At 52.8% G+C, this 24,896-nt stretch carries 21 protein-coding genes and 1 tRNA gene; 5 read left to right on the top strand and 17 right to left on the bottom strand.

Annotation, left to right across the window (positions count from 1 at the left end; genetic code table 11):
• Positions 1-100: 100 nt before the first annotated feature.
• The 6 genes from HQN87_RS10985 to lonB form a co-directional block, all read right to left on the bottom strand.
• Positions 101-2,134: an S-layer homology domain-containing protein gene (locus HQN87_RS10985; protein ID WP_173132153.1), complete on the bottom strand. Its 2,034-nt coding sequence runs from the start codon at positions 2,132-2,134 to the stop codon at positions 101-103.
• Positions 2,135-2,220: 86 nt separating this feature from the next.
• A complete protein-coding gene (locus tag HQN87_RS10980; protein ID WP_173132150.1) occupies positions 2,221-3,003 on the bottom strand; it encodes a tyrosine-protein phosphatase in 783 nt (260 codons plus the stop codon).
• 101 nt (positions 3,004-3,104) lie between these two features.
• On the bottom strand, positions 3,105-3,692 hold the full coding sequence (locus tag HQN87_RS10975) for a non-ribosomal peptide synthetase module (RefSeq protein WP_173132147.1): 588 nt from the start codon (positions 3,690-3,692) through the stop codon (positions 3,105-3,107).
• Positions 3,693-3,722: 30 nt separating this feature from the next.
• Positions 3,723-4,388 (bottom strand): ribosome biogenesis GTP-binding protein YihA/YsxC, encoded by a 666-nt coding sequence (yihA, locus tag HQN87_RS10970; protein WP_173132144.1) that lies wholly within the window; start codon positions 4,386-4,388, stop codon positions 3,723-3,725.
• Positions 4,389-4,400: 12 nt separating this feature from the next.
• Positions 4,401-6,788, bottom strand: coding sequence for an endopeptidase La (gene lon / locus HQN87_RS10965; RefSeq protein WP_173132141.1), 2,388 nt, complete (start codon positions 6,786-6,788; stop codon positions 4,401-4,403).
• A gap of 731 nt (positions 6,789-7,519) precedes the next feature.
• Positions 7,520-9,229, bottom strand: coding sequence for an ATP-dependent protease LonB (gene lonB, locus HQN87_RS10960; RefSeq protein ID WP_173132138.1), 1,710 nt, complete (start codon positions 9,227-9,229; stop codon positions 7,520-7,522).
• Positions 9,230-9,417: 188 nt separating this feature from the next.
• Between lonB and HQN87_RS10955 the strand changes: the two genes are divergently transcribed.
• The 4 genes from HQN87_RS10955 to HQN87_RS10940 are packed head-to-tail and all read left to right on the top strand — an operon-like array spanning position 9,418 to position 13,455.
• A complete protein-coding gene (locus tag HQN87_RS10955) occupies positions 9,418-10,881 on the top strand; it encodes a spore germination protein (protein ID WP_173132135.1) in 1,464 nt (487 codons plus the stop codon).
• Positions 10,882-10,920: 39 nt separating this feature from the next.
• The gene (locus HQN87_RS10950) at positions 10,921-12,129 is read left to right on the top strand and encodes a Ger(x)C family spore germination protein (protein ID WP_173132132.1); all 1,209 of its coding nucleotides are present in this window, start codon (positions 10,921-10,923) and stop codon (positions 12,127-12,129) included.
• Positions 12,126-12,335, top strand: coding sequence for a hypothetical protein (locus HQN87_RS10945; RefSeq protein WP_173132129.1), 210 nt, complete (start codon positions 12,126-12,128; stop codon positions 12,333-12,335). Before HQN87_RS10950 ends, HQN87_RS10945 begins: the two co-directional genes overlap by 4 nt.
• A gap of 34 nt (positions 12,336-12,369) precedes the next feature.
• Positions 12,370-13,455, top strand: a complete 1,086-nt coding sequence (locus HQN87_RS10940; RefSeq protein WP_173132126.1) for a GerAB/ArcD/ProY family transporter — start codon at positions 12,370-12,372, stop codon at positions 13,453-13,455.
• Positions 13,456-13,569: 114 nt separating this feature from the next.
• Here HQN87_RS10940 and ispG read toward each other — a convergent pair whose 3' ends face one another.
• The 5 genes from ispG to HQN87_RS10915 form a co-directional block, all read right to left on the bottom strand.
• Positions 13,570-14,715 carry a flavodoxin-dependent (E)-4-hydroxy-3-methylbut-2-enyl-diphosphate synthase gene (gene ispG / locus HQN87_RS10935; protein WP_173132123.1) on the bottom strand — a complete coding sequence of 382 codons (1,146 nt, stop codon included), beginning with the start codon at positions 14,713-14,715 and terminating at the stop codon, positions 13,570-13,572.
• Positions 14,716-14,845: 130 nt separating this feature from the next.
• Positions 14,846-16,102, bottom strand: coding sequence for an ATP-dependent protease ATP-binding subunit ClpX (gene clpX, locus HQN87_RS10930; protein ID WP_173132120.1), 1,257 nt, complete (start codon positions 16,100-16,102; stop codon positions 14,846-14,848).
• 12 nt (positions 16,103-16,114) lie between these two features.
• A complete protein-coding gene (gene clpP, locus HQN87_RS10925; RefSeq protein ID WP_036697575.1) occupies positions 16,115-16,705 on the bottom strand; it encodes an ATP-dependent Clp endopeptidase proteolytic subunit ClpP in 591 nt (196 codons plus the stop codon).
• Positions 16,706-16,984: 279 nt separating this feature from the next.
• Positions 16,985-18,322 (bottom strand): trigger factor, encoded by a 1,338-nt coding sequence (gene tig / locus HQN87_RS10920; RefSeq protein WP_173132117.1) that lies wholly within the window; start codon positions 18,320-18,322, stop codon positions 16,985-16,987.
• Positions 18,323-18,417: 95 nt separating this feature from the next.
• Entirely contained in the window at positions 18,418-19,347 is a 930-nt protein-coding gene (locus HQN87_RS10915) for a hypothetical protein (protein ID WP_173132114.1), read from the bottom strand.
• Positions 19,348-19,498: 151 nt separating this feature from the next.
• Between HQN87_RS10915 and HQN87_RS10910 the strand changes: the two genes are divergently transcribed.
• A tRNA-Arg gene (locus HQN87_RS10910) sits at positions 19,499-19,572 on the top strand.
• A gap of 809 nt (positions 19,573-20,381) precedes the next feature.
• On the opposite strand, the gene HQN87_RS10905 is transcribed toward HQN87_RS10910, so the two are convergent.
• The 6 genes from HQN87_RS10905 to pstC all read right to left on the bottom strand — a co-directional run bounded on the left by HQN87_RS10905 (position 20,382) and on the right by pstC (position 24,876).
• Complete coding sequence (locus HQN87_RS10905) at positions 20,382-20,546, bottom strand: hypothetical protein (protein ID WP_173132111.1); 165 nt, start codon at positions 20,544-20,546, stop codon at positions 20,382-20,384.
• Between the two features lie 73 nt (positions 20,547-20,619).
• Positions 20,620-21,843: an SEC-C metal-binding domain-containing protein gene (locus tag HQN87_RS32310; RefSeq protein WP_173132108.1), complete on the bottom strand. Its 1,224-nt coding sequence runs from the start codon at positions 21,841-21,843 to the stop codon at positions 20,620-20,622.
• A 31-nt stretch (positions 21,844-21,874) separates the two neighbouring features.
• Positions 21,875-22,006, bottom strand: a complete 132-nt coding sequence (locus HQN87_RS32705) for a hypothetical protein (RefSeq protein WP_281424939.1) — start codon at positions 22,004-22,006, stop codon at positions 21,875-21,877.
• Positions 21,999-22,805 carry an RQC domain-containing protein gene (locus tag HQN87_RS10895; RefSeq protein ID WP_216857233.1) on the bottom strand — a complete coding sequence of 269 codons (807 nt, stop codon included), beginning with the start codon at positions 22,803-22,805 and terminating at the stop codon, positions 21,999-22,001. The genes HQN87_RS32705 and HQN87_RS10895 overlap by 8 nt, the downstream gene beginning before the upstream one ends.
• Positions 22,806-23,041: 236 nt before the next feature.
• Positions 23,042-23,923, bottom strand: coding sequence for a phosphate ABC transporter permease PstA (gene pstA, locus HQN87_RS10890; protein ID WP_173132104.1), 882 nt, complete (start codon positions 23,921-23,923; stop codon positions 23,042-23,044).
• Entirely contained in the window at positions 23,923-24,876 is a 954-nt protein-coding gene (pstC, locus tag HQN87_RS10885; RefSeq protein WP_173132101.1) for a phosphate ABC transporter permease subunit PstC, read from the bottom strand. The genes pstA and pstC overlap by 1 nt, the downstream gene beginning before the upstream one ends.
• Between the last annotated feature and the right edge of the window lie 20 nt (positions 24,877-24,896).

The raw sequence follows: 24,896 nt of genomic DNA, 5'->3' as shown, positions 1-24,896 counted from the left end.
ATATTTCCCAAGTTATCGTGTGCAACATATAACTTCTTCTATTTCAAAAAAGTGCCCCCTCTCTAACGGACGAGAGGAGGCTCTCCATAATACTATTTACTTACTTGAAGTTGATGGTACGGTAGATAATTACTGCAGCTTCAGCACGTGTAGCTGTGTTATTAGGATTAAACTTGCCGGCGTTGCCGATAACCAGGTTATTGCTGGCAGCGAAGGCTACTCCGTCTTTCAGGGAAGCAGCGATCTTGCCTGCATCGGAGAACTGGCTCAGTGCGCTAACACTTGTAGTTGTTGCAGGATTGATCGACTTCACCGCACGGGAGATCATCGTCGCCATTTCTGCACGGGTAATCGTTGCATTAGGATCGAACTTCGCTGCACTGCGTCCGGTGATGATTCCCTTCTCAGCAGCAACCGCTACGTAAGGAGCATACCAGGCTGTGGAGCTTACATCGCCGAAGCTCTGCTTCGCGGAGTTGTTCTCCAGGTTCAGTGCGCGAATCAGCATTTTGGCGAATTCTGCACGGGTCACATTACTCTTCGGAGCAAAGTTGCCGTTGCCTACGCCTTCAATAGCACCCTTAGCTGCTACAACCGAGATCTGTCTTCCAGCCCAGGCTTGAACACTTGCAACATCCTTGAAGCTTACTTTGTTCTCCAGTACAGCATAAGAAGAGAAGGTATCACGCGGTTCTACGATATGCTCACCGTCTAGAACACCACCCTGGAATTGCAGTGCACCGTATACAACCTTCGCAACGGACAGCAGCTCTTTGTCAAGGCCTTCTGTATTCTTAAGCGGCAGCTTAATGATGATTGGCTGTTTGAAGGTTGTTGTAGCAACGCCGCCTACAGTCAGATCAAATTCATATACGCTGGATGCCAGCTTCAGGCTGGAGATCGAGCTTACTGTTGTATCCGCTACGGTGGAAGCAGTCAGTGTAATAGCTTCACTGAATTGTCCTACCGGAATGGTTACTGTCAAGCCGTTGAAGGTAATGGCAATGTTGGCAATGCCTTTAGCCTTGGCTGCTTCGATGATTGTTTTGGACAATGGTACTTCTACCGTTGCAGCATTCACCGTACCCAGGTTCAGGGTAAGTGTAAGACCTATCTTACCGGCATTGGCAGCAACCAGTGCATCGAACGCCTTCAATACATCAGCATCTACCAGCTTCAGGGTTGCTTTGTTGCCAACAATCGTTACCAGCTTGGATACATCATACAGGCCTGGTGTTGCAGTAGGGTTCGTAACCGGAGTTGTTACTGTGCCGTTACCGCCGCTAGGGTTGCTAGGGTTGCTAGGTCCAGGGTTTTCAGGGTTAGGAGTTACAGGTTCGTTAATGTAAGCTCTCACATAAGCTAGAGCAAGAGCCTTCACTGCTGGCGCGGCTGTTGGAATTGTAGCCTTCAGGTTCTTGAGACTGAGCTTAATATCTCCTGGAGTAATGTTAAGGTTGTAGACTACCTGGCTTACAGTAAGACCACCCTCAACTGTGTTGTGATTCAGAACCTTGGTAATGGCTTCATTCAGCAATGTATTCAGAGCATCATCAGTGCTAGAAGCATTAAGAATCAGGTTCAACAACTCATTTTTGGACTTATTGCTGATCATTGCACGAAGTTCAGCTTCAACGCCTTTGTCGCCGAACAGGAATTCATTGAAATCGTCAGCTGTAAGGTTAGTTACGCCAGCCTTAGCTGCAATCTTCTTCAGTAAGTCCACATTCTTCACATCATAGCGGATAGCCTTGATTGCGGTGTAATCTTTGTCATACACATCATAAACTACACTGGATACGCTCTTGAAAGCTTCATGGGCAGTTGCAAGATCATCAGCTTCTAAGGCAAGCTTGGAAAGTACTGGTTGGAAAATCTGTTCGAAAATTTCAGCGCTGATATTGCCTGCTTCCTTCTCATAAGCAAGAAGTGCTTGTCTCTCAGTCTCTGTAAGCTGAGCATAAATCTTCTCAACCTTCGCCTTCACACCTGCATTAGTTACTGCTGCTGCGGAAGCTGTACTCACTCCAAAATGTTCAGCCAGCCCCTTGCTGCTGAACGGGAATCCGGCAACGGATGCCGCTGCCATACTTACTGCTAGTGTAGATACTGCCATTTTTTTCTTCAAACTCACTTGTCATCCACCTCTTAATATGTATTTGTATTAATAATAGTGCAAGAATCCAGTAATAACCATTCTACCATTAAAGGATAGGAAGGTCACCCCTTACGAGAGAAAATTCCGAACAATCTATGACGTTTGTTGTAAGATTGAACAGGATTAGCTCGAATAACCTCCTCATTTGTAATGATTTTGCGCGAATTTTGTTGAAAAAAGTCGAATGCATCGCTGCCCAATTCCCGCTTCACCACACCATAGGCTTCGCTTAATCCAAAGGGACGGTGCAGTTGGTCATGCGCATCGGATGCAATAATATGCACGGCCTGCCGTCTGCACAGCTCGAGTGACAGCTTCTGCAGCTTGCTCCCGAAGGTACCGGCTACGCTCTGCGCTGTCAATTGTCCTAACGCGCCAAGCTCGATTAACCGCACCAGTCTGGAAGGGTCCTCGGCAACCTCCGCGTTGCGCTCCGGATGGGCGATGACCGGAACATAACCTTGAATGATCAGTTCATGGCAGGTCTCCTCCATGCTGCGGGGCACCCGCGAGGAGGGCATCTCCAGCAGAATGTACCGGGACCCGGCCAGACTCAGCAGTTGTCCCCGCTCCAGATCATCCAGCAGATCTCCGTAGATCCGGATCTCCTGTCCCGGCAGAACGAGCAGCGGATTGCCTGCCTCCTGGAGCTTCGCGTTCAGCACCCGCACCGACTCCTCAATCTCTCCCGCCGGATTCATATAGACTCCGTTCGCATGGTGGGGGGTAGCTACTACAGTTGAAATCCCATCATTAAGGGCGTCTTGCGCCATGCCGAGAGCGGCATCATAATCGGCGGCTCCGTCATCCATGAAGGGTAGAATATGGCTATGGATATCTATCATATGTTGTTTATCGGTCCTTTCGTAAAGGATATGTATAGTTTTCGCAAAAAAATACAACCATTTCACTAGGAAATGATTGCTAATTTTTAAAATAAATTTCTTCAAGCTTCCAATCGGAACAGCCGGTGAGCCGCCTCTGCAAGCCTCTCATCTACTTCCCGGATCACTGCTTCCTGCTGACAACGGTTGCGGGTATCGAGCAGACTATTAATCTCTTGGCGGATCTGCGCGATCTCGCGTTCGACCGTCTGCAGCTTAAACACAGAGGCCATCTCTGCCAAGGAATATTTATGCTGATAGATCAGCTTGATGCCGCCGGGCCTCACTTCCGAGATCCGGCGTACCGAGCCTGCCTCATAGTAATACATCATCGTTAGATCCTTATAAATGCGGTTTACGGTTCCTGTGCCTTTGTACGTGAAGAATAACTTGCGGACTGCATTAATCAGATGAGGATTCACTACCCTGCAGGACAAGGAACCAATATAGACGCCGCCTCTGCGTTCAAAAGACAGATGGACCTCCTCGCCCCCGGCCTCCTCCAGCACAATCTCCTGTTCCCCCGCGCCAAGTACCTTCACGCGGTGACTGATATAGCTGGTGTCGGCTGTAAGCAAAAACTGGTTCAGCTGAAATTCGGTCATTTGCATCGTTGCATTCACATATTCCATAGCCAGACGCTGAGCCATAAACATCCCTCAATTCTTAATGACAAACCCTTAAGTCTCAGAAGACTCTTCGTGCTGCGGTTCATCCCCGGAATCCCGATCATCCGGTTCTGCCGGAAGCTCTTCTTCGGTGGGTAGAGTATGTCTATCTATAAGTTCCCATAATTCGTCTTTGCCAAGTCCAATCTCTGATGAATAAGCAATGAAGCTATCCCCCGGCAGCACACCGAGCTCCTGCTTCATCACCTTGATATGCTTCGGCCAGCGGGTCTTCGGAATTTTATCCGCCTTGGTTGCCACTACACAGAGCGGCAGATCGTAGTGCTTCAGCCAGTCAAACATCATTTTGTCATTGGCAGTCGGCGGATGGCGCAGATCTACGACAAGCAGAACCATCTTCAGCGTCTCGCGTTCCGCCATATACTTCTCAACCATCTTGCCCCAGGAGGCGCGCTGCGTCTTCGAGACCTTGGCATAGCCATAACCCGGGAAGTCAACGAAATACATGCTCTCATTCACCCGGTAATAGTTCATATGCTGGGTCTTCCCCGGTGTAGAACTGGTACGGGCAAGGTTCTTGCGGTTAATCATCCGGTTGATCAGAGAAGACTTTCCTACGTTGGAGCGCCCTGCCAGAGCAATCTCCGGCAAGGCATCCACTGGATACTGATCAGGACCTACGGCACTGATCACAAATTCGGCGTTGTTAACTTTCATAAGACTTCCTTTCTAATGCACACTACTGGGCGCTTCAATGCTTATTTCTGTATCTGACTCTGTGTCCCTGCCCTCAACGTGATCCACCAGTGCGTGCTTCAGTACCTGATCCATATGGGATACCGGCACGAACTCCACATCATTACGCACACTCTCGGGAATATCCTTGAGGTCACGTTCGTTGTCCTTCGGCATAAGAATCTTCTTATAGCCTGCACGGTGGGCTGCCAGCGACTTCTCCTTAAGCCCCCCGATCGGCAATACGCGTCCGCGCAGCGTAATCTCGCCCGTCATCGCTACATGCTTGGAGACATAACGTTTGGTGAGCGCCGAGATCAGCGCTGTGGCAATGGTAATCCCTGCGGACGGTCCGTCCTTGGGAATCGCCCCTTCGGGAATATGAATGTGAATATCGTTCTTCTCGTGGAAGTCCGGTGCAAGCCCCAGCTCCTCCGCCTTCGAGCGGGTGTAGCTGAAGGCGGCCTGCGCCGACTCCTTCATCACATCACCCAGTTGTCCGGTCAGCGTCAGCTTGCCGGTACCCTGGACAACAGTCACTTCAATCAGCAGCGTATCGCCGCCAACCTCGGTCCAGGCCAGCCCGGTAACGGTGCCGATCTGATCCTCCAGCTCTGCCATTCCATAGCGGAACTTGGAGGCTCCGAGATAATCCTTGATCTCTTCCGGAAGGATGCTCACACGTTCCTTCTCTTCCGAGACAATCTGCTTCGCAGCCTTACGGCAGAGGGCCGCAATCTGCTGCTCCAGATTCCGCACCCCGGATTCGCGGGTGTACTCGCGGACAATCTTCAGCAGCGTGTCATCTCCAATGGAGAGCTGCTCCTCCTCCAGACCGTGGCTCTTGCGCTGCTTCGGCAGCAGATAACGGCTGGCAATCTGCAGCTTCTCAAGCTCCGTATACCCCGGAATGAACAGCATCTCCATCCGGTCCAGCAGCGGACGCGGAATGTTGTGCACGGCATTCGCCGTAGTGACGAACATGACGTTCGACAGATCGAACGGCAGCTCTACGAAGTGATCGCTGAACGTATTGTTCTGTTCAGGGTCCAGGACCTCCAGCAGGGCCGCCGACGGATCGCCGCGGAAGTCCGCCGCCATCTTGTCGATCTCATCCAGCAGGAAGACCGGATTAACGCTGCCGGCCGTCTTCATCCCCTGGATAATCCGTCCCGGCATCGCACCGACATACGTACGGCGGTGGCCCCGGATCTCGGCTTCATCCCGCACGCCGCCCAGCGAGATGCGGACGAACTTGCGGTTCAGGGAGCGGGCGATGGAGCGGGCGAGCGAGGTTTTGCCGACGCCAGGAGGACCTACCAGACACAGAATCGGTCCCTTCAGACCTTTGACCAGCTTCTGTACAGCCAGGTATTCCAGCACACGTTCCTTCGGCTTCTCCAGACCATAGTGGTCGGCATCCAGCACCTCTTCGGCCTTGCGGATGTCCAGATCATCTTCGGTGGCTTCGCTCCAGGGCAGACTCAGCAGCCAATCTACATAGTTGCGGATGACACTGCCTTCGGCCGAGCTTGCCGGCATTTTCTCCAGACGGTCGATTTCCTTCTCAATCTTCTCCTGCACCCGTTCCGGCAGGTTCTTCTCTTCCATCTGGGCGCGCAGCTCATCGGCTTCACCGGCCCGGCCTTCCTTCTCGCCAAGCTCCTTCTGGATCGCTTTCATCTGTTCACGCAGGTAATATTCCTTCTGGGTCTTCTCCATCTGCTTCTTCACGCGCTGGCTGATCTTGCGTTCCAGCTCCAGCACTTCACGCTCATTATTGAGGATATCGAGCAGCTTCTCCAGACGTTTGCTGACGTCAATGGTCTCCAGAATCTCCTGTTTGTCCTTAATCTTCAGCGCCAGATGACTGGTGATGACATCCGCCAGCCGCCCAGGCTCCTCAATATCGGAGACCGCAGCGAGCGTCTCTGGCGTTACTTTTTTGGATAAAGTGATGTAGTGTTCGAACTGGCTCAGGACGCTGCGCATCAGGGCATCGCTCTCCTGGTCCACATCCTCCTGCTCCGGCAGCTCACGCGCCATCACCTCATAATACTCCTCGTTATCCGTATAATGAATAATCTCGGCACGCTCTACGCCCTCCACCAGCACACGGATCGTGCCGTTGGGAAGCTTCAGCATCTGCCGCACATTCGCAACTGTACCCACGCGGAAAATATCCTCTTGCCCCGGCTCCTCAATATTCACTTCCGACTGGGAGCAGAGGAGAATCAGGTTATCTTCAACCATAGCTTTTTCTAATGCCCGGACGGACTTCTCACGGCCTACATCCAGATGCAGAACCATACTGGGATATACAAGAAGACCTCTAAGCGGTAATAAAGGAAAACGACGACCTTTGGATTTGCTTTGTATCATCGCTTTCGCACCTCCCATGGTTCATAAGTAGTGTCATATGCATTCATTCTAACAAAAGCGGCATCAAAACACCAACAACCCTTGAATGCTGCTGGTGTTATTGGCATAGTCGCCCATTAGTATTCGCTGAACTTCAGCGCACTATGCCGTTTCCCGGTCTCCGGGAATGAATTAACGGATAACAAGCAGAAACGACTTCGCCGTCCTCATTAAAGGACGGCGTTCGTTTCAGCGAGAAATAAGTTATCGTGTGCAACATATAAATTCTTCTATTTAAACAAAGAACGCCCCCATGGACGTTCTCCAAAATTATGGTCATTCCGGGTAATCTGCCTGGTCAGCATGTGCACTTCCTGAGACATAACACTGATCTAATAATTATATCATATCAGCAAGATCAGCAAGCAAGTGGAAAAAGGTATTCTAATTCGCCAGTTTCTGAGGGATGGACGGAAGCAAGTGGAAAAACAGCATCTAATATTGTGGGTTTTAGCAACTGGGGAGGAAACGGGTGAATTTAAGTGCTGTTTGTCCAACTGCTGTTGTGCCAAGGAGCATTCGTGCATCAGTAAGTGGAGAATATCCAACTACCTCCGGTCCTCATAACATCCGGGCTTATTCCGTTCGTCCTCACATCTCAGCGAGAAATAGAAGGATAAGTTACGGCAAAAAGAAGCCCCCGGCAGAGATTCCGGAGGCTTCCCTTCATGTAAATAATGTTCAGTCGTCCATTAGCCCGGCAGACTCTCCCCCGAAGCATCCGCCTTCAGCAGCGAAGGCGATGAAGAGAACGTCTCGCCGGACACAGCAGGCATTCTAACGTCTGCCGTGTCCGCGCCGAACAGATGGCGGAAGACTTCTTCGACGGTGTCTACCGGAATGACCCGGAGTGCTCCCAGGTCGGCGAACAGCGACTGCCAATTCTCCTTGGGGATCAGCACAGTGGTTGCTCCGGCCTGGAAGGCAGCCTCCACCTTGGCGACCACGCCGCCGACCGGCTTCACCCGGCCGTGGATACCGATCTCCCCGGTAATGGCTACCGTGTTGTCTACCGGCAGCTGCCGGATGGCAGAGACGATAGCCACCGCCATGGCAACCCCGGCGGACGGACCGTCAATCGGAGTTCCGCCGGGGAAGTTGATATGCAGATCATAGCGGTCCGGCTCCAGCTTCATGGTGCGCAGGACGGTCAGCACATTCTCAATCGAACCTCTGGCCATACTCTTGCGCCGGACCGTCCGCGAGCCTCCCCGGGTCTCTTCTTCATCGACCACGCCGGTGATATTCAGTCTGCCCGGCCCGTTAACGGCAGGTGCGGCTGAGACTTCGATCTCAAGCAGGGTACCCATACCCGGCCCATAGACCGCAAGCCCGTTCACCAGCCCGATCTGCGGCGCGGAAGGAATCTTACGCTCCGTCCGCAGCGGCAGCTGGCTGCTGCTGGCGACCCACTCCACTTCAGCAGCGCTCAGAGTATCCCTGCCTTCGGTCAACGCCAGACCGGCGGCCAGCTGAATCATATTCACCGCCTCGCGGCCGTTCGTGGCATATTGCTGCACGACCTCTACCGCTTCCGGGCTTGGCTTCAGCCCGATCTTCTGGACGGCATCCCGCCCGATGACCGCAATCTCCTCCGGCAGCAGCGGACGGAAATAAATCTCCATGCAGCGCGAACGCAGCGCAGGCGAGATCTCCTCCGGTGACCGTGTAGTGGCTCCGACCAGCCGGAAATCGGCAGGCAGGCCATTCTGAAAAATATCATGGATATACGCAGGCGTATTGTTATCCTCCGAGTTGTAATAGGCGCTCTCCAGCAGCACCTTGCGGTCCTCCAGCACCTTCAGCAGCTTATTCATCTGAATCGGATGCAGCTCGCCAATCTCATCGAGAAACAGAATGCCGCCATGTGCCTTGGTTACTGCTCCCGGTTTCGGCTGCGGAACCCCAGCCACCCCCATGGCCCCCGCACCCTGATAGATCGGATCATGCACAGAGCCGATCAGCGGATCGGCAATCCCGCGCTCATCAAAGCGCGCCGTAGTGGCATCAATCTCTGTGAACTTGGCATCGCGCTTGAACGGGGAGAGCGCGTTCTTCTTCGCCTCCTCCATGACGACACGCGCAGCGGCCGTCTTGCCCACACCGGGCGGTCCGTAGATGATGACATGCTGCGGATTCGCACTGCAGAGCGCGGCCTTCAGAGCGCGCAGCCCGTCCTTCTGTCCGACGATATCGTCGATGGAGGCCGGGCGCGTCTTCTCCGAGAGCGGCTTGGTCAGTGAGATCATCCGCATTTTGCGCAGCTTGTCCAGCTCCTTACGCGATTCCCGGTCCACCGCTGTCTTATTGGTCTTCTGTCCCCGCAGCAGATTCCAAAAATAAACGCCGATGACCAGCGCGAAAAAGAGCTGCACGACCATCAGCAATATACTTAGTTCCATAGGTCACCCTCCTGTATCCTTCCGACTATCTATCCTGTATTCAACTACTACTAGGTAGTATAGCCGTTTCACTCATTAGTAAACGCCTGCGCCAAAAAAACAGAGCCAGCGCCGGCCTCACGCCCCCTCTATTGCATACGATTCTCACAATCGGAAAGACTATACGGAACAACAGGAGGCGAATGCACATGACACCACTTGAACAGACACCATCGCCGCAAGAGAACCTGCCGGAATCTCTGTCCTCCATGATTGAGGGAATACAAGCCCGCATGGGCAAAAGTGCAGATATCATCTACCGGTTCATCTCTCTGGGCCCGTTGTCCGCTGTCATTATATTTATTGAAGGACTGTCGGAGCCGCAGGAGTTGATCAAGGCCATCCATAAGGATGCCAATCTGTTCCATGAAATAGACGAGTTCCATCCGCAGACCTGCCTTAAGCTGCTGCAGGAACGGACACTTACCCTCGGCAAGGTGGGGGAGATCTGCAACTATACAGAAGCCGAGAATGAACTTCTGTCCGGCAACACCATTGTCTTCATTGAAGGAAGCAGGGTGGCGCTGTCTGCCGGAACAGAAGCGCTGAAGCAGCGTGGGGTGGAAGATGCCGTATCTCAATCCGTGGTGCGGGGACCGCGTGAAGGCTTCACGGAATCCCTGCGGGAGAACACCGCTCTGATCCGCCGGAGAATCCATAACCCGAAGCTGCGCATTGAAGAGCGGAGGCTCGGTGAGCAGACACATACCAATATAGCTGTGATGTATATCGAAGGCAATGCTGACCCCATCGTCTTGCAGGAGCTGCGCAACCGGCTGGATAAGGCCAGACTGGACAGCGTCCTGGAGAGCAATTACATCGAAGAGGTCATTCAGGATAAGCATTACAGCCCTTTTCCTACCGTCTATAATACAGAGCGTCCCGATGTTACAGCTTCGGCACTGCTGGAAGGGCGGATCGCTATTCTCACCGAAGGCACTCCGTTCGTACTCGTAGTTCCTGCGCTGCTGGTCCAGTTCTTCCAGTCCAGCGAGGATTATTATCAGCGGAGTGACTTTGCCAGTCTGGTGCGGCTGCTCCGGTACTTCTGCTTCGCCGTTGCGCTGCTGACTCCTTCCTTCTATATCGCGATTACTACTTTTCATCAGGAGATGATTCCGACCACCCTGCTGATCAGTCTGATCGGACAGCGCGAGGGCATTCCCTTTCCGGCTTTCCTTGAAGCGTTCATCATGGAGATTACATTTGAGGTTCTCCGCGAGGCCGGTATCCGGCTGCCCAAGTCGATCGGCCAGTCCGTATCCATCGTCGGAACGCTGGTTATTGGCCAGGCTGCCGTCGATGCCGGACTGGTCTCAGCCGCCATGGTCATCGTAGTGTCCATCACAGCCATTGCCAATTTCGCACTGCCTGCCTTCAATGTCGGAATCTCTGTGCGGATGCTGCGGTTTGTGCTGATGGCGATTGCCGCTTCCTTCGGCCTATACGGGATGATTATTGCGATGATTATGCTGGGTCTGCATCTGTGCAGCCTGGACTCGGTGGGCGTTCCTTACATGACCTCCTTGGCACCTATGCGCTGGCAGAGCCAGAAGGATACCTTCATCCGCGTCTCTCGGCGCGGGATGAAGAAGTATTTCGGACGCAATTAGGGGAAAGCCGTGAATCCATAATGAAAGGAATGCTGCCTGATGCGTGGAAGACGCATACTTACGCTCCTCTTGCTTCTAAGTCTCCTGCCGCTAACCGGATGCTGGAGCCGCAAGGAACTGAATGATCTCGCCCTGGTCATGGCGCTCGGCATTGATCTGGACCCGGAGGGTTATGCAGTTACTGTTCAGGTTATGAATCCCAGCGAGGCCGGCAACCAGAAGGGCGCCTCCTCCGGGAGCCTCCCTGTCGCCACTTACAAGTCGGTAGGCAAGACTGTCCCCGATGCACTTCAGCGGATGCTTAGCTTAACCCCCCGAATGTTATACCTGTCTCATATCCGCGTGCTTGTGTTCGGGGAAGCGCTGGCCCGCAGCGGGGTCAGCAATGCGCTGGACTACATCTCACGCGACAATCAGCTTCGTACCGACTTTTATCTGCTCGTAGCCAAGAATGCCAAAGCTTCAACCGTCTTGGAGGTTATCACGCCCTTCGAGCATATTCCGGCGAACTCCCTGTATTCCTCGATCCTGGTCTCCCATAAGAAATGGGCAGCCACCGGGAAGGTCACCCTACAGCAATTCATTACCGAGCTTGAACGCGGCGGCTCTAATCCGATCATGTCAGGGGTACAGTTACAAGGAGAGGCGGCGGACGCAGAGACGACCGAGAATGTACGGAGCATCAGTCCGAAGGCGCTGATCGAGCACGCCGGAATTGCTGTATTCAAAAAAGACAAGCTGGTCGGATGGCTGGGTGAACCGCTCAGTAAAACTGTCAATTATACACTGAACAACGTGGATTCCACGGCTGGTAATGTTCCTGACCCGAATGGCGGTACTGCAGGATTCATTGTTACCCGTGCAGACACCTCCATGAAGATCAGACTGAATGAACAGGACAAACCGGAATTCACTGTGCGGCTGGATATAGAAGCCAATCTGACTACTGTGGAGGGCACACTGGATCTGAACAAGCCGTCCAGCATCGTGGGCATTGAGAAGAATCTGGAGAAGCGCTTCGATGACCGGTTCTCCAGTGATATCCGTATGATCCAGCAGCGGTACAATTCGGATATCTTCGGCTTCGGGGAAGCGCTGCACCGGCAGTACCCCCATCTGTGGAAGGAGTACCGCGAGCATTGGGAGGACAGCTTCAAGACGGTTAAAGTCCAAGTTCAGTCCCACGTGGTGATCCGGCGCATCGGCTCGGTCATCCAGCCGCTGCGAAGGGAGCTTGAGGAGAAATGAACTGGAGTCTGCTGCTGCTGTGCTTCCTGCTTTTTATCTTAATCGTGCAAGCTCCGGCTATCCGCAGGCTCCACTCGGGCCGGGATGCCGCCGCTTTCTACGGGATCTGGACTCTGACTGTCCTGGCCGTTCTTGCAGAGCAGACCAAGCTGCCACAGTTCAGGCCGCTCGACTGGGTCCGCAGCATTATGGAGCTGCTGTCCTGAATACTTTTGTGCGTACAGGAGGTGTGAATTAGAGGTGAAGAGCTATACCGGTATTGCCCCAAGGCAGTTCTACATCATGACATTCGGTTTAACTATCGGCACCTCCATCCTGGTTATTCCAAGCGGACTTGCGCATACCGCCAGAGAAGATGCCTGGATCGCCTCGCTCGCAAGCCTAATGATCAACCTGGTCATGGTGGTGCTGTATCTGTTCATTGCCCGGCTTCACCCTGGCAGACATCTCTTTGAGATCCATGAGGCTGCCTTAGGAAAGTGGCCCGGTAAAATAATCTCCCTGCTGTATCTGTTCTATTTCCTCATCCTCACCGGTACGCTGCTGGGTGACCTCGGATTCTTCATGTCCAGTGAGATTATGCCGGAGACGCCGATTGAGGCCATACAGATTGCCTTCCTGTTCGCTGCGGTTATGAGTGCCAGTATGGGGATTATCGTACTCGGCAGATTAGGGGAGCTGCTCTTTCCGTGGGTATTGTGTCTATTCCTGATCCTTGTCCTGACCCTGATCCCCCAGATCGAATGGAATCATATTAAGCCTGTTCTGGAGGGGGGCATCCGTCCTGTCATCCAGGCCGGCGGTCAGGCGGCGATGTTCCAGGAGCTTATCGTAATGATGACATTCCTGCCTCTGGTCCAAAAGCGGTCAAGCGGGGAGAAGGCTTTCTTCTGGGGTACGGTTACAGGGGGTGCCGCGCTGCTCCTGATCGTGCTGCTCAGCATCCTTATTCTCGGCATTGAACAGACGGAGAACAGTACCTTCCCTGCCTTCGCCTTGGCCAAAACCATCAATATCGGGAACATCCTGCAGCGCGTCGAGGGCATACTGATTACCATTTGGGTATTGACCTTTTTCATCAAAATCTCGCTGCTCTTCCTCTCCATTCTGAAAGGAATTCAAACCGTCTTCCAGCTCAAGGCTCCCGGACACCTAATCTATCCGCTGGCGGTACTGTTCCTTATCATCGCTTGGAGCACCTATATCAATACCGTCTATGTCAACAGCATTATCGGAACGGTATGGGGGAAGTTCTCCCTGCTGTTTCTGCTTCTGATCCCTTTCCTGGTCTATGTAATAAGCCTGCTTAAGAAGGTCCTCAGGTGAAGCCTATAACTGCTTATATGTATAAAAAAGCGCCCGGCCGCAGACCGCCTGATACTATCAGGGCCGCTGCAGCGGGCGCTACATGTATATAATATAGTTCTAGAATGAGTTCAGTTAATGGCTGCTCTCCGGGTTACCGGCAACTACTGCCGGAGCCAGTCCGGCATGCTTGCGTCCGGGAATCTCACCCGTCTCCTCAAAGTGGGCGACAATAATGTCGATCTCCTTCTTCAGCTCGGAGACCAGCTCCGCCTCAGGCACCTTGCGGATCATCTGGCCGTAACGGAACAACAGCCCTTCTCCGCGCGCACCGGCGATGCCGATATCCGCTTCTCTGGCTTCACCCGGACCATTCACCGCACAGCCGAGTACGGATACCTTAATCGGCACCTTCAGCTTGGAGATATACTCTTCTACTTCGTTGGCAATCGAGAAGAGATCAATATCCAGACGTCCGCAGGTCGGGCAAGAGATCAATGTAGCGGCGTTCGAGATCAGACCGAAGGTCTTCAGCAGCTCACGGGCCACCTTCACTTCTTCTACCGGATCAGCACTCAGCGAGATACGGACCGTGCTGCCGATGCCCATAGACAGGAGCGCGCCGATCCCGGCCGAACTCTTCACCGTTCCGGCGAACAAGGTGCCGGATTCAGTAATGCCCAGATGCAGCGGATAAGGAATGACTTCCGCTGCCTTGCGGTATGCCTCAATCGCCATCGGCACATCGGAGGCCTTCAGCGACACGATGATATCATGGAAATCCAGCTCTTCCAGAATTCCGATATGATACAAAGCACTCTCAACCATAGCGTCCGGAGTAGGATAGCCGTATTTCTCGAGCAGGTGATTCTCCAGCGAACCGGCGTTCACGCCGATACGGATAGGAATCCCCTTCTCCTTACATGCCTTAACTACAGCCTCAACCTTGTCACGGCGTCCGATATTGCCGGGATTAATCCGCACCTTGTCGATGCCGTTCTCAATCGCCAGCAGGGCCAGCTTGTAATTGAAATGAATATCCGCTACGAGCGGGATATGAATCTGTTTCTTAATTTCCTTAATCGCGGCCGCCGCTTCTTCATTGTTGACCGTGACGCGCACGAGCTGGCAGCCGGCTTCCTCCAGCCGCAGAATCTCGGCTACGGTTGCTTCCACATCGGCAGTTTTGGTCGTACACATGCTTTGGATTGCAACCTCGTTGTTTCCCCCAATAATAACCCCGCCAACATTGACGGGTCGGGTCTGGTGTCTCAAGAACATGATTGTCTCCCCCATAACGATCAAAGCTCCACCCTCTCCGCCCCCGCAGGTCATGCGGGGTGTGCGGGAGAAAGTGGAGACCCTGAGCTGTATTGTTAAGCCGTGTCAGGCCAAATAGCTGAAGCCTGGCTTACGCGCTTTCTTCTTTTTTCTTATCCTTCTTGAGACTAAGCTCCGGAAGGGACTTCTCCTGGACTACCTGCTCAGTAATGACACAATCCTTAATGTCATCACGTGAAGGAACCTCATACATCACATCGAGCATGATGCTCTCAATGATAGCACGTAGTCCACGGGCACCGGTATTGCGCTTGATCGCTTCCTTGGCAATCGCTTCAAGGGCAAGCGGTTCAAACTTCAGGGCTACATTATCCATCTCCAGCAGCTTCACATACTGCTTCACGAGCGCATTCTTAGGCTCGGAGAGAATACGTACCAGGGTACCCTCATCAAGCGGCTCCAAGGTCGAGATCACCGGCAGACGGCCGACGAACTCGGGAATGAGGCCGAACTTGAGCAGATCCTCAGGCAATACCATGGACAGGTATTCACCGGCCTTGAGATCCTTCTGTCCTTCAGCCGCAGCGTTGAAGCCGATGACTTTTTTGCCGATACGGCGTTTGATCATTTGCTCCAGGCCGTCAAAAGCACCGCCTACGATGAACAAAATGTTCGTGGTATCGATCTGGATGAATTCCTGATGAGGATGCTTGCGTCCGCCCTGCGGTGGAACCGAAGCAACCGTACCTTCCAGAATCTTCAGCAGCGCCTGCTGTACCCCTTCACCGGAAACGTCACGGGTAATCGACGGATTCTCGGATTTACGGGCTACCTTGTCAATTTCATCTATATAGATAATACCGCGTTCAGCCTTCTCCACATCGTAATCAGCCGCTTGAATCAGCTTCAGGAGAATATTCTCAACGTCTTCACCCACATAACCCGCTTCCGTAAGGGAAGTAGCATCCGCTATGGCAAAAGGTACGTTGATGATCTTCGCCATCGTCTGCGCCAGCAACGTCTTACCGGAGCCTGTAGGTCCGAGCAGCAGGATGTTACTCTTCGTCAGCTCGACATCTTCAATCTTGCTCTGGCTGTTCACACGCTTGTAGTGATTGTATACCGCTACGGAGAGCGATTTCTTCGCCTGCTCCTGGCCGATGACGTATTGATCGAGAATATCACGGATTTCCTTAGGTTTCGGAATATCCTTCATATCCAGCTCTTCTTCGTGGCCCAGCTCCTCTTCCACAATCTCCGTGCACAGCTCGATGCATTCGTCACATATATAAACGCCAGGTCCTGCTACAAGCTTACGGACCTGCTCTTGTGATTTGCCGCAAAAGGAACATTTCAATTGCCCTTTTTCATCATTAAATTTAAACATCTTACCACCCCTTTAAGATATGATCGGTGAAGAGAGTACCTGGTCAATGAGCCCGTATTCCTTCGCTTCTTCCGCGCTCATGAAGTTATCGCGGTCTGTATCCCGTTCGATTTTGTCAAGGGGCTGACCTGTGCGCTCTACATAAATCTGATTCAGCTTCTGCTTCGTCTTGAGAATCCAGTCTGTATGAATCCAGATGTCGGATGCCTGCCCCTGAACGCCGCCGAGCGGCTGATGAATCATGACTTCGCTGTTGGTCAATGCATATCTCTTGCCAGGCGCTCCAGCCGTTAGGAGCAATGATCCCATACTGGCTGCCATCCCCACACAAATCGTAGAAACATCCGGTTTGATATATTGCATCGTATCATATATACCCATGCCGGCTGTAACAGAACCACCGGGCGAGTTGAGGTACAAGTGAATGTCTTTTTCGGGGTCATCTGCTGCCAGGAACAGCAACTGCGCAATAACCAGATTGGCGACATCATCGTCAATCGCACTGCTCAGGAAGATGATGCGATCCTTGAGCAATCTGGAATAGATATCGTATGAGCGTTCTCCCCGGCTTGTCGTTTCCACAACCATTGGTACCAGACTCATGCCACCAACCTCTTTTCTCTATACAGATTAGTCTTTCCGTTTCAGAAATATTTTAACACGTTCGAAGCGGGATGTCATTTATTCACTGTGCCAGCAAACCGCATTGCTCATGTGCCTGCCATTATAACGCAATTCCACGGACAATGCCAATTCCTCGTTCGTGATATGTACTTGCAAACGACTGCCCCGATAAAAATAAGGCACGTAACAAAAACTTACGTGCCTTATCAAATCTCTATGGAGGCTACTGGATAGCCGTTCTAGGTAAAGATTAGCAGATTACTCAGCGCTTGCTTCTGCTGCTTCTTCTGCCGGTGCCGCTGGAGCTTCAACTTCCACGCTGTTGCTAACGAGGAACTCGATAGTCTTGCGCAGGGAGATCTCATCATTGAGGCTGCTCAGGGAGCCATTGGCTGCCAGAATGGTGCGGATTTCTTCAGGAGTACGCTTGTAAGCTTCAGCCATAGTAGCCAGCTCTTGCGTAACTTCTTCTTCGGAAACTTCGATCTTCTCTTCCTTGGCAATCACTTCAAGAACAAGGTTGTTACGGACGCGCTTCTCAGCATCACCCTTCATTTGTTCCTGCAGATCTTCGCGGGTCTGGCCGGAGAAGCTCAGGAACATATCCATGTTCATGCCCTGCTGGCGGAGACGGGTATCGAAATCACGAACCATGTTCTCCACTTCGCTGGCGATCATAGCCTCAGGAATTTCAACTTCAGCATTAGCAGCGGCTGCATCAACTACTGCCGTTTCGCGAACGCCTTTGAGTTCTTCCTGCTTGCGGGATTCAAGCTGTGCCTTCAGGTCTGCCTTGTATTCTTCCAGCGTGTCGAATTCACTTACATCTTTAGCGAATTCATCATCCAGAGCAGGAAGCTGTTTGCGTTTGATTTCGTGCAGCTTCACTTTGAATACGGCAACTTTACCGGCAAGCTCAGCAACATGGTAAGTCTCAGGGAAGGTCACTTCAACATCCTTAAAGTCTCCTGTGGACATGCCCACTACCTGCTCTTCAAATCCTGGAATGAAGGAATTGCTGCCCAGCTCCAGGGAATGACGCTCAGCCTGTCCGCCTTCGAATTGAACGCCGTCCACAGAACCGTCGAAGTCAATTACAGTGATGTCGCCGTTAACTGCTGCTTCATCTTCGATAACCACAAGCTCAGCATGACGCTCCTGCAGACGTTTCAGTTCAGCGTCCAGCTCTTCGTCAGTGACTTCTGCCTTCTGTACAGGAACTTCCAGACCTTTGTACTCGCCCAGCTTCACTTCCGGCTTAACCGTGATCTTCGCCTTGAAGATGAACGGCTGGCCCTTGGCGAATTGCTCGATGTCCACTTCAGGACGGTCTACAGGGAAGATATCGGTCTGTTCAACCGCTTCACCGTAAGCTTCAGGAAGAAGAATGTCGATGGCATCCTGGTACAGGCTCTCTACGCCGAAACGGGATTCAAAAATCGGCCGCGGCACTTTACCTTTACGGAATCCAGGTACGTTTGCTTTCTTAACCACTTTATTAAAAGCTTTGTCGAGTGCTGCAGCTACGCGGTCTGCTTCTACTTCGACTTCAAGAACTCCAAGGTTCTTCTCTATCTTTTCCCAAGTTGCTTTCATAATATACTTTTCCCTCCAAAAATAGGTTGCATGTTTACTTAAATAGTCCAACATTTCACGCACAGAATAACCATTATATTATATACAACATTACGTTATTTATCAAGTAGAGAACTCTTTACAAATCCCCTGAGCGAACGGTAGGCTCCTTCAAATTGGAAGCGCATGCTGTCGGTAATTCCATACAGGCCCCGTGTTTCCTCTTCATTCCGGTTCCCGTTCAGGCTCTCCGACACCATCTGGTGCAGCGCTCCCGCCCAAATATCAAGCTGCGAATCTTCCCCGTCCAGCAGCTTGCGGTAATCCGCAGTCCCGTATATCGACATGATGAACTGCCCCCATAGCTCCTGGGCAAAATAATACAGCGTCGGCTCGTGCACCTCCGCCTGCTCCGCCACACGCTCCAGCACCTGGCCGATCTGCGCCGGGAATTCATCATTCTGCAGCGGCACAGTCTCAATCTCCACCTCAGCGGCTTCGTGGCCGCGGCTCAGCCTGACCGCTCCCTGCGCACCCCGGCGGCGCAGCGTCTGCAGCGTACGGAACTGGAGCAGCGGATGCACCTCGGCCCGCTGCAGCCAGCCGGTCAGCGCTTCATCTACCCCGGCTCCCTCCAGATAGGAGAGCTGCTCCAGCGCCAGCACGGTCGCTTCGGACAGCGGTTCGTTCATTACCCGCTTCAGCAGCTTATCCGGGTAGTCCGCATCCTCCTCCAGCTTGGCTCTGGCAAGAATCCGGGCCATATCCTCTTCCCCCAGATCCATCTCCTCTGCTGCGGGAGCCTCGTTCGCGTCACCGCCTTCCGCAGCATGGGGGAAGGCGGCCACCAGCCAATCCAGCAGCGACTGCCACTCCTCGTAGTGCCGCTCTTCCTGTCCCTGGCACTGCAGCAAGAAACGCAGCAGCTCCATCGCTTCCCCGTAACGTTCACTCTCCAGCATGACCGTGAGCTGAATCTGATAATAATCCAGTGTCTTCGGAAACAGCACGATATTCTCTTTGGCCGGGGAATTGAATTGATTCATGAGGGCACCTCCTTTTCTCCATACATTTGTCGTCCGAACCTTAATCAATTGTAGATTATAGCATATCCCCGTGCGGTTTCAAAAAAACAAGTTGAAAAAGTTAACTATGTATGATAACATAATTTTTGCTTGCTTTTCAGTCAGTTCACATGTCCCGGTAGCTCAGTTGGATAGAGCATGCGCCTTCTAAGCGCACGGTCGGGGGTTCGAATCCCTTCCGGGACGTCATAGAAACAGCCTTCCTTCGGGAAGGCTGTTTTGTCGTCCGGAGGATGAGAACCCTTGGCGGCAGCCAGGGGCGTTGGAGCATATGCTTCGCTAGGAACACTTCGCAATCAGCCGTACTTTGGCTGCATCCCTTCCGGGACGTCATAGAAACAGCCTTCCCTCGGGAAGGCTGTTTTGTCGTCCGGAGGATGAGAACCCTTGGCGGCAGCCGGGGGCGTTGGAGCATAAGCTTCGATAGGATTACTTCGCAATCAGCCGTATTTTGGCTGCATCCCTTCCGCCTTAACAGTTAGAAAAACGTATCTTAAATTGGACGGTTTGCAGCATCTGGCGGAATTAATTGGATAAACGTCATTTAATTTCATGCTTTTCCTCAACTCTGATTGATTGGTAGCCGAATAAGTGCTGTTTTTCCAACTGTTCCCTGGAAGTAGCTCTTCCGCTCATAAGTAAGTGTCAAATATCCAACTAATTCCGGCTAAAGACCGCCGCAGGCCATGCCGACTCAGATGATACCGTTAAAGTAACCTCTTCCAGCCCCCGTTTACGCTCCAAAGTACAATATAACGTCTCCTGAGTCCGTAACGGACAGTACAGGCAGAGCTGGTGTCTTTTTCGCCAAGTAACGTCCTCTGTGTCCGCACAACTCTCCAGCTAACCCCGAAACCTGCCTATAATTTGTTAACACCCTAAGGATGAGGCAGCGGCGGTGCTGGTGCTGTAGAGGTGATCAGCGGTAAGGCTGGCGCGGTGGGGGTGATCACCTGCGTCTTTGCCCTGTGCCCTACTCCAAAAGATTATATTTGTTAACATCCCAAGGGATGAGGCAGCGGCGGGCTGGTGCGGTAGAGATGATCAGCGGTAGGGCTGGTGCGGTAGAGGTTATGACCTGTGCCCGTGCCTGGTCCTGTACCTGCGTCTGTCTGTACCTGTACCTGTACCTGTACCTGGGCCTGTGTCTGTGCCTGCACCTGCGTCTGCCCCCTACGCCAACAGCTCATGGTATTCAGCTTACGCACCAAACACCTTTATGCTTCTTCCTGCTTACGCACCACAGCACTTCTTATGCTTCTTCCCGCTTCCGCAAGGACAAGGATCGTTGCGGCCTACTTTGGCCGGGGCTGTGTACGTTTTGTCCGTTCCGTTCAGTCTGTTATAAGTTCCTATAGAGGCTTTGGCTCTAAACATCCGGTCCATTTCTTTCTTATGCTTGGCTATCCGAGCCTCTTCCGCATCAAGCTTCTTCTTCCACTGCGGCAGTGACGGGTGAGCCATATCAGCAATTACACAGTAAGCATAGATGGACTCTGTGAGATTCAAGTACCCATCGTCATAGCCGTCCTCTATCATCGCCTCAACTAGCGGAAAACCTTGGCTTGACCCCAATTGGCAAAGATCATCAGCCAGCTTAGTCGCATTGGTAATATCACGTTCTTCCGGCAGTAAGGCAAGCAGTGCCTCCTCGGAGTCAGGCAGCTTAATTCTTCCCAATACATCAGCGGCAAACAGCCGGAAGAATTCCTCTGTAGCAGAGATATATTGCTCGGTTAACGTCTTGATTACGCTGGCTGTGCCTATTTGAACCAGCGCGACAACAGAAGTGGACGGAAGCAAATCATCATCTGCACCCAAAAAACTGCACAGCACAGGGATAGCCGCCTCCAGCTTCATCTGCCCTGCCAGTTGGATTAGATAGTGGACTTCGTAGCTTGGAGAATCCGGGTCGTTATCGCGCAGCTTCTCCAGCACAGTATCAGCGCCCAGACACTGTCTAAGCGACAGCTCATTCACTAGCTCATCCCCGTACACATTATCGAACTTATCCCAGTATTTTCCCGCGCTTTGCTCAAGAAACAAGTTGAATTCGTCCAGTAGCTCCTGATCTGTCATCTCTGCGAGGCGAATCTTCTGATCCACCTTATTTTTCCATTCCGGAATTTCCTGAACGGACTCCATGAACGGGGACAATAGCTGAAGATCACAATTCGTCAAAATTCCCAGCACCTGAAATCTTGTATTATAGTGGGTGGAAGGAGAATGGTACCAATCCAGCAGCTCGCGGATGGTCTCCTCGGTCTGCGGGAACTTATAGGCATGGAACAGGTGAACCTCTTGGGGATCGCATTGTTTCAGTTTTTTTAAGACAAGCGGCATCAGCGTAGTATCGTGCTCATACAAGAAACTGTCGGCAAAATATTTCAAAGCGGTATTGCTCACGGCTGGCCCCGGATGGAGGATAAAGCTTTTTACTTGCTCAGTATTGAACATTGGAAGGCCCCTCTCTTATGGTGTTGCTTATTCATTCTTCGGCCAGCTCAGGCGTGACAGCCCCAAGTCTTAAGAATACATCCAATGGATTGACAAAGCCCTTTTCCCAAACAAGGGTATTGACGGTATGGTGTACCTTCTTGCGCAGCTCCTGCCTATTCATTCACGCCACTCTCCTCAAGCCTGCAACCCGGACACTGCTCGGGATAGTGAATCCCGTCCGCCCCGTAACAGCTCAGATCAAGTTCATCGAACACAAACAGACCGTCGCATTGCTGACACACGAGAATAAGGGGATCACGCGAACGTATAATCAATGATTGCGAACGTTCCCGCAGCAGCTCCTGCCACTCCCTCTCCCCCAGCCGTTCACGCTCATTCAGGCTTGCTATTACCTGCCCGATCTCAGCCTGTACCTTCTTGAACTCTATGGGCTGCCATTGCTGTAAAAAAGGGATGTACTTCCTGTCGCCGGAACCTAGAATTTTGAACAGAAACAGAAAGATCATGCCCCGGTTAAGCTCCTTCAAATAGTCCATGCTTACCGGCGTAATCCCGTTATCCAGCCACTGATCCCATTCCCGCAGAAACTCTTCCGCACGCCGTTCTCTTTCCAGAGTCCAGCCATGAGGAGTGAATTCGATCATCGGAAGCTTACCGTACAGTTCGGTCTTCAGGTAACCGGTATGGATCAGCGTATCTACTTTCTCCATAATCTGTTCCAGCGTAAGCTCCCTGTAAAAACCATAGGAGGGATTGCGGTCCAGGCCACGCTCAAGCAGCTTCTTCTCCTTGGAGCCCTTCAGGATCTTGGCTAACTGCGTACGTCCGCCTAAGGTAATGATGTCATCGGCTGCCCGCAGAATCGCCTGCAGCTCCGGAACTGGCAGTGCAATATTTACTTGCTGCTTGGGCGAACCCTTCCGTTTCGGCTCATTGCGGCTTGTCCTCCGAATGTCCAAATGGTCCTGCCTCCTTATTGATTAATAGCCGGTACCCCTGGCTTGCAATAATTTCTATGTCAGATTATAGCATATCCATGCCGGAAAATAGAGCTGGAGGAGATTGAAGTGAGCCGCACCGGCCCAGAAGCGGCTATTCAATTACGCCAAACAGGCTGCCCCGCCGTGGATCATCCACAGTAAGGCAGCCTGTTATATAAACACAGCTTCTATCAAAGCACAGTTCTATCTAAGTCTCAGCGTCCCCGGCGGCGGTTGCCCAGCCACAGCGGGAAGCGGAACATAAAGTTGATCAGCAGGACGACAAATACCAGCACCGCAGCGGATTTGTCGGCGATCTGCCGCGCATCCTCGACAATCGCCTCGGACTGCACGTACCACAGATGAACAGCCAGCGTCTCGCCCGGTGAGAACAGGTTGAAATCCCACATCTCGCCGGAGGTGCTGAGTCCGGCGGTCAGGATAATGACCGCCGACTCCCCGAAGGCGCGTCCGGCCACCAGGCAGACGCCGGTGACGATGGCCGGCAGGGCTACCGGCACGACCACCTTGCGGATGACATGGAACTTCGTCATGCCGAGGGCATAGCCGGCTTCACGGATCTCGCCGGGAACCGCGCGCACCGCTTCCTCGGTGACGCGGGCCAGCATCGGCAGGTTCAGCAGCGCCAGGCTGACTCCCCCGCCGAGAATCGTGAGGCCGACGCCGAAGTACTCGGCGAAGATCGCGAGTCCCAGGAGGCCGAACACGATGGACGGCACCGAGGACAGGGATTCCACGCAGATGCGCAGCGCACCCGTGAAGGCATTATCCGGCGCATACTCCGCCATATAGATTCCTGCACCAATCCCGACGGGAACCGAGATCAGGAGGGAGATGAACAGGATGTAGAAGGAGTTGAAGAGGACAGGACCAATTCCGCCGCCGGGATCAATCTCTTCCGGCTGCTTGATCAGGAAGTCCGGTCTGAGCGCCGGCAAGCCTTTGCTAAGGATGGTGAAGAGCAGCCAGAAAATCAGCAGCATGACCAGAGCGCCCAAGGTATAGAAGCCTATAGTCGCCAGCTTATTGCGCCGCTGGGCTCTTGCCGAATGGCGTGTGCGGGTGAATCCGTTCATCAGGCATCCCTCCGTTTGCGGCCCAGGAGCCGGATGATCAGGATCAGCACAAATGAAATGAGCAGCAGCAGGAATGCCATCATATGCAGAGCATAGTTCCAGGTAGAATCGAATTCGACGTTGGAAATCTGCATAACGATATTGCTGGTCAGTACGGAGGTTGGCGCGAACAGGCTCTTCGCCAGCTGCGGCGTATTGCCGATGACCATAACCACCGCCATGGTCTCACCGACTGCGCGGGTCATGCCCAGAATTACTGCCGAGATAATTCCCCGGCTGGCTGCCGGGAGAACGACACGCATAATGACCTGCAGACGGGTCGAGCCGAGCGCATAAGCAGCGTCCCGGTATTTGCGCGGAACAGAGACGATCGCATCATCGCTGATCCGGCATATCGTCGGCAGCACCATCAGTGCGAGCACAAGGGCAGCGGCGAGCAGCCCGTCCCCCAGACCTTCCCCGCTGACTCTGCGCAGGAAGGGAAGGAGGACGGTCAGTCCAAGATAGCCATATACTATAGAAGGAATACCGACCAGCAGATCCAGTACCGGACGGATGAAGCTCTTCAGCCATTTCGGCGCAATCTCCGCGCAGAGTACGGCCATTGCTACCGATACAGGCACAGCAATAATCAGGGTCAGCGCTGTAAGCGACAATGTATTTACAATGAAGGCCGCGGCGCCGAACGCCTCCTCTTCGGGCGTCCAGTTGAACGAGAAGAAGAAGTCCTGCGGTGAGATGCGGGCGAAGAGCAGCAGCGCCGTTTGGCCGATGAATACAATAACTAGTCCAAGCACGAGACACAGCGCAAGGATGCTGAACAAGAAATAATAACGGGATATGCTGTTGCCAAGCAAATGTCTTCGGTGTCTTTTGGTGTTACGTTTAACTTCCTCTAGCCTTGCCTGTGTCTGTGCCGTCTGTGCTGTCAGGCCATGCACCGGTGCGCCCATACTTTCCCTCCTGTAAGAGG

The sequence above is a fragment of the Paenibacillus tritici genome (assembly GCF_013204885.1).
In the GTDB taxonomy this organism is placed as follows: Bacteria; Bacillota; Bacilli; order Paenibacillales; family Paenibacillaceae; genus Paenibacillus_AQ; species Paenibacillus_AQ tritici.
This window is presented reverse-complemented; position numbering and strand designations above follow the sequence as displayed.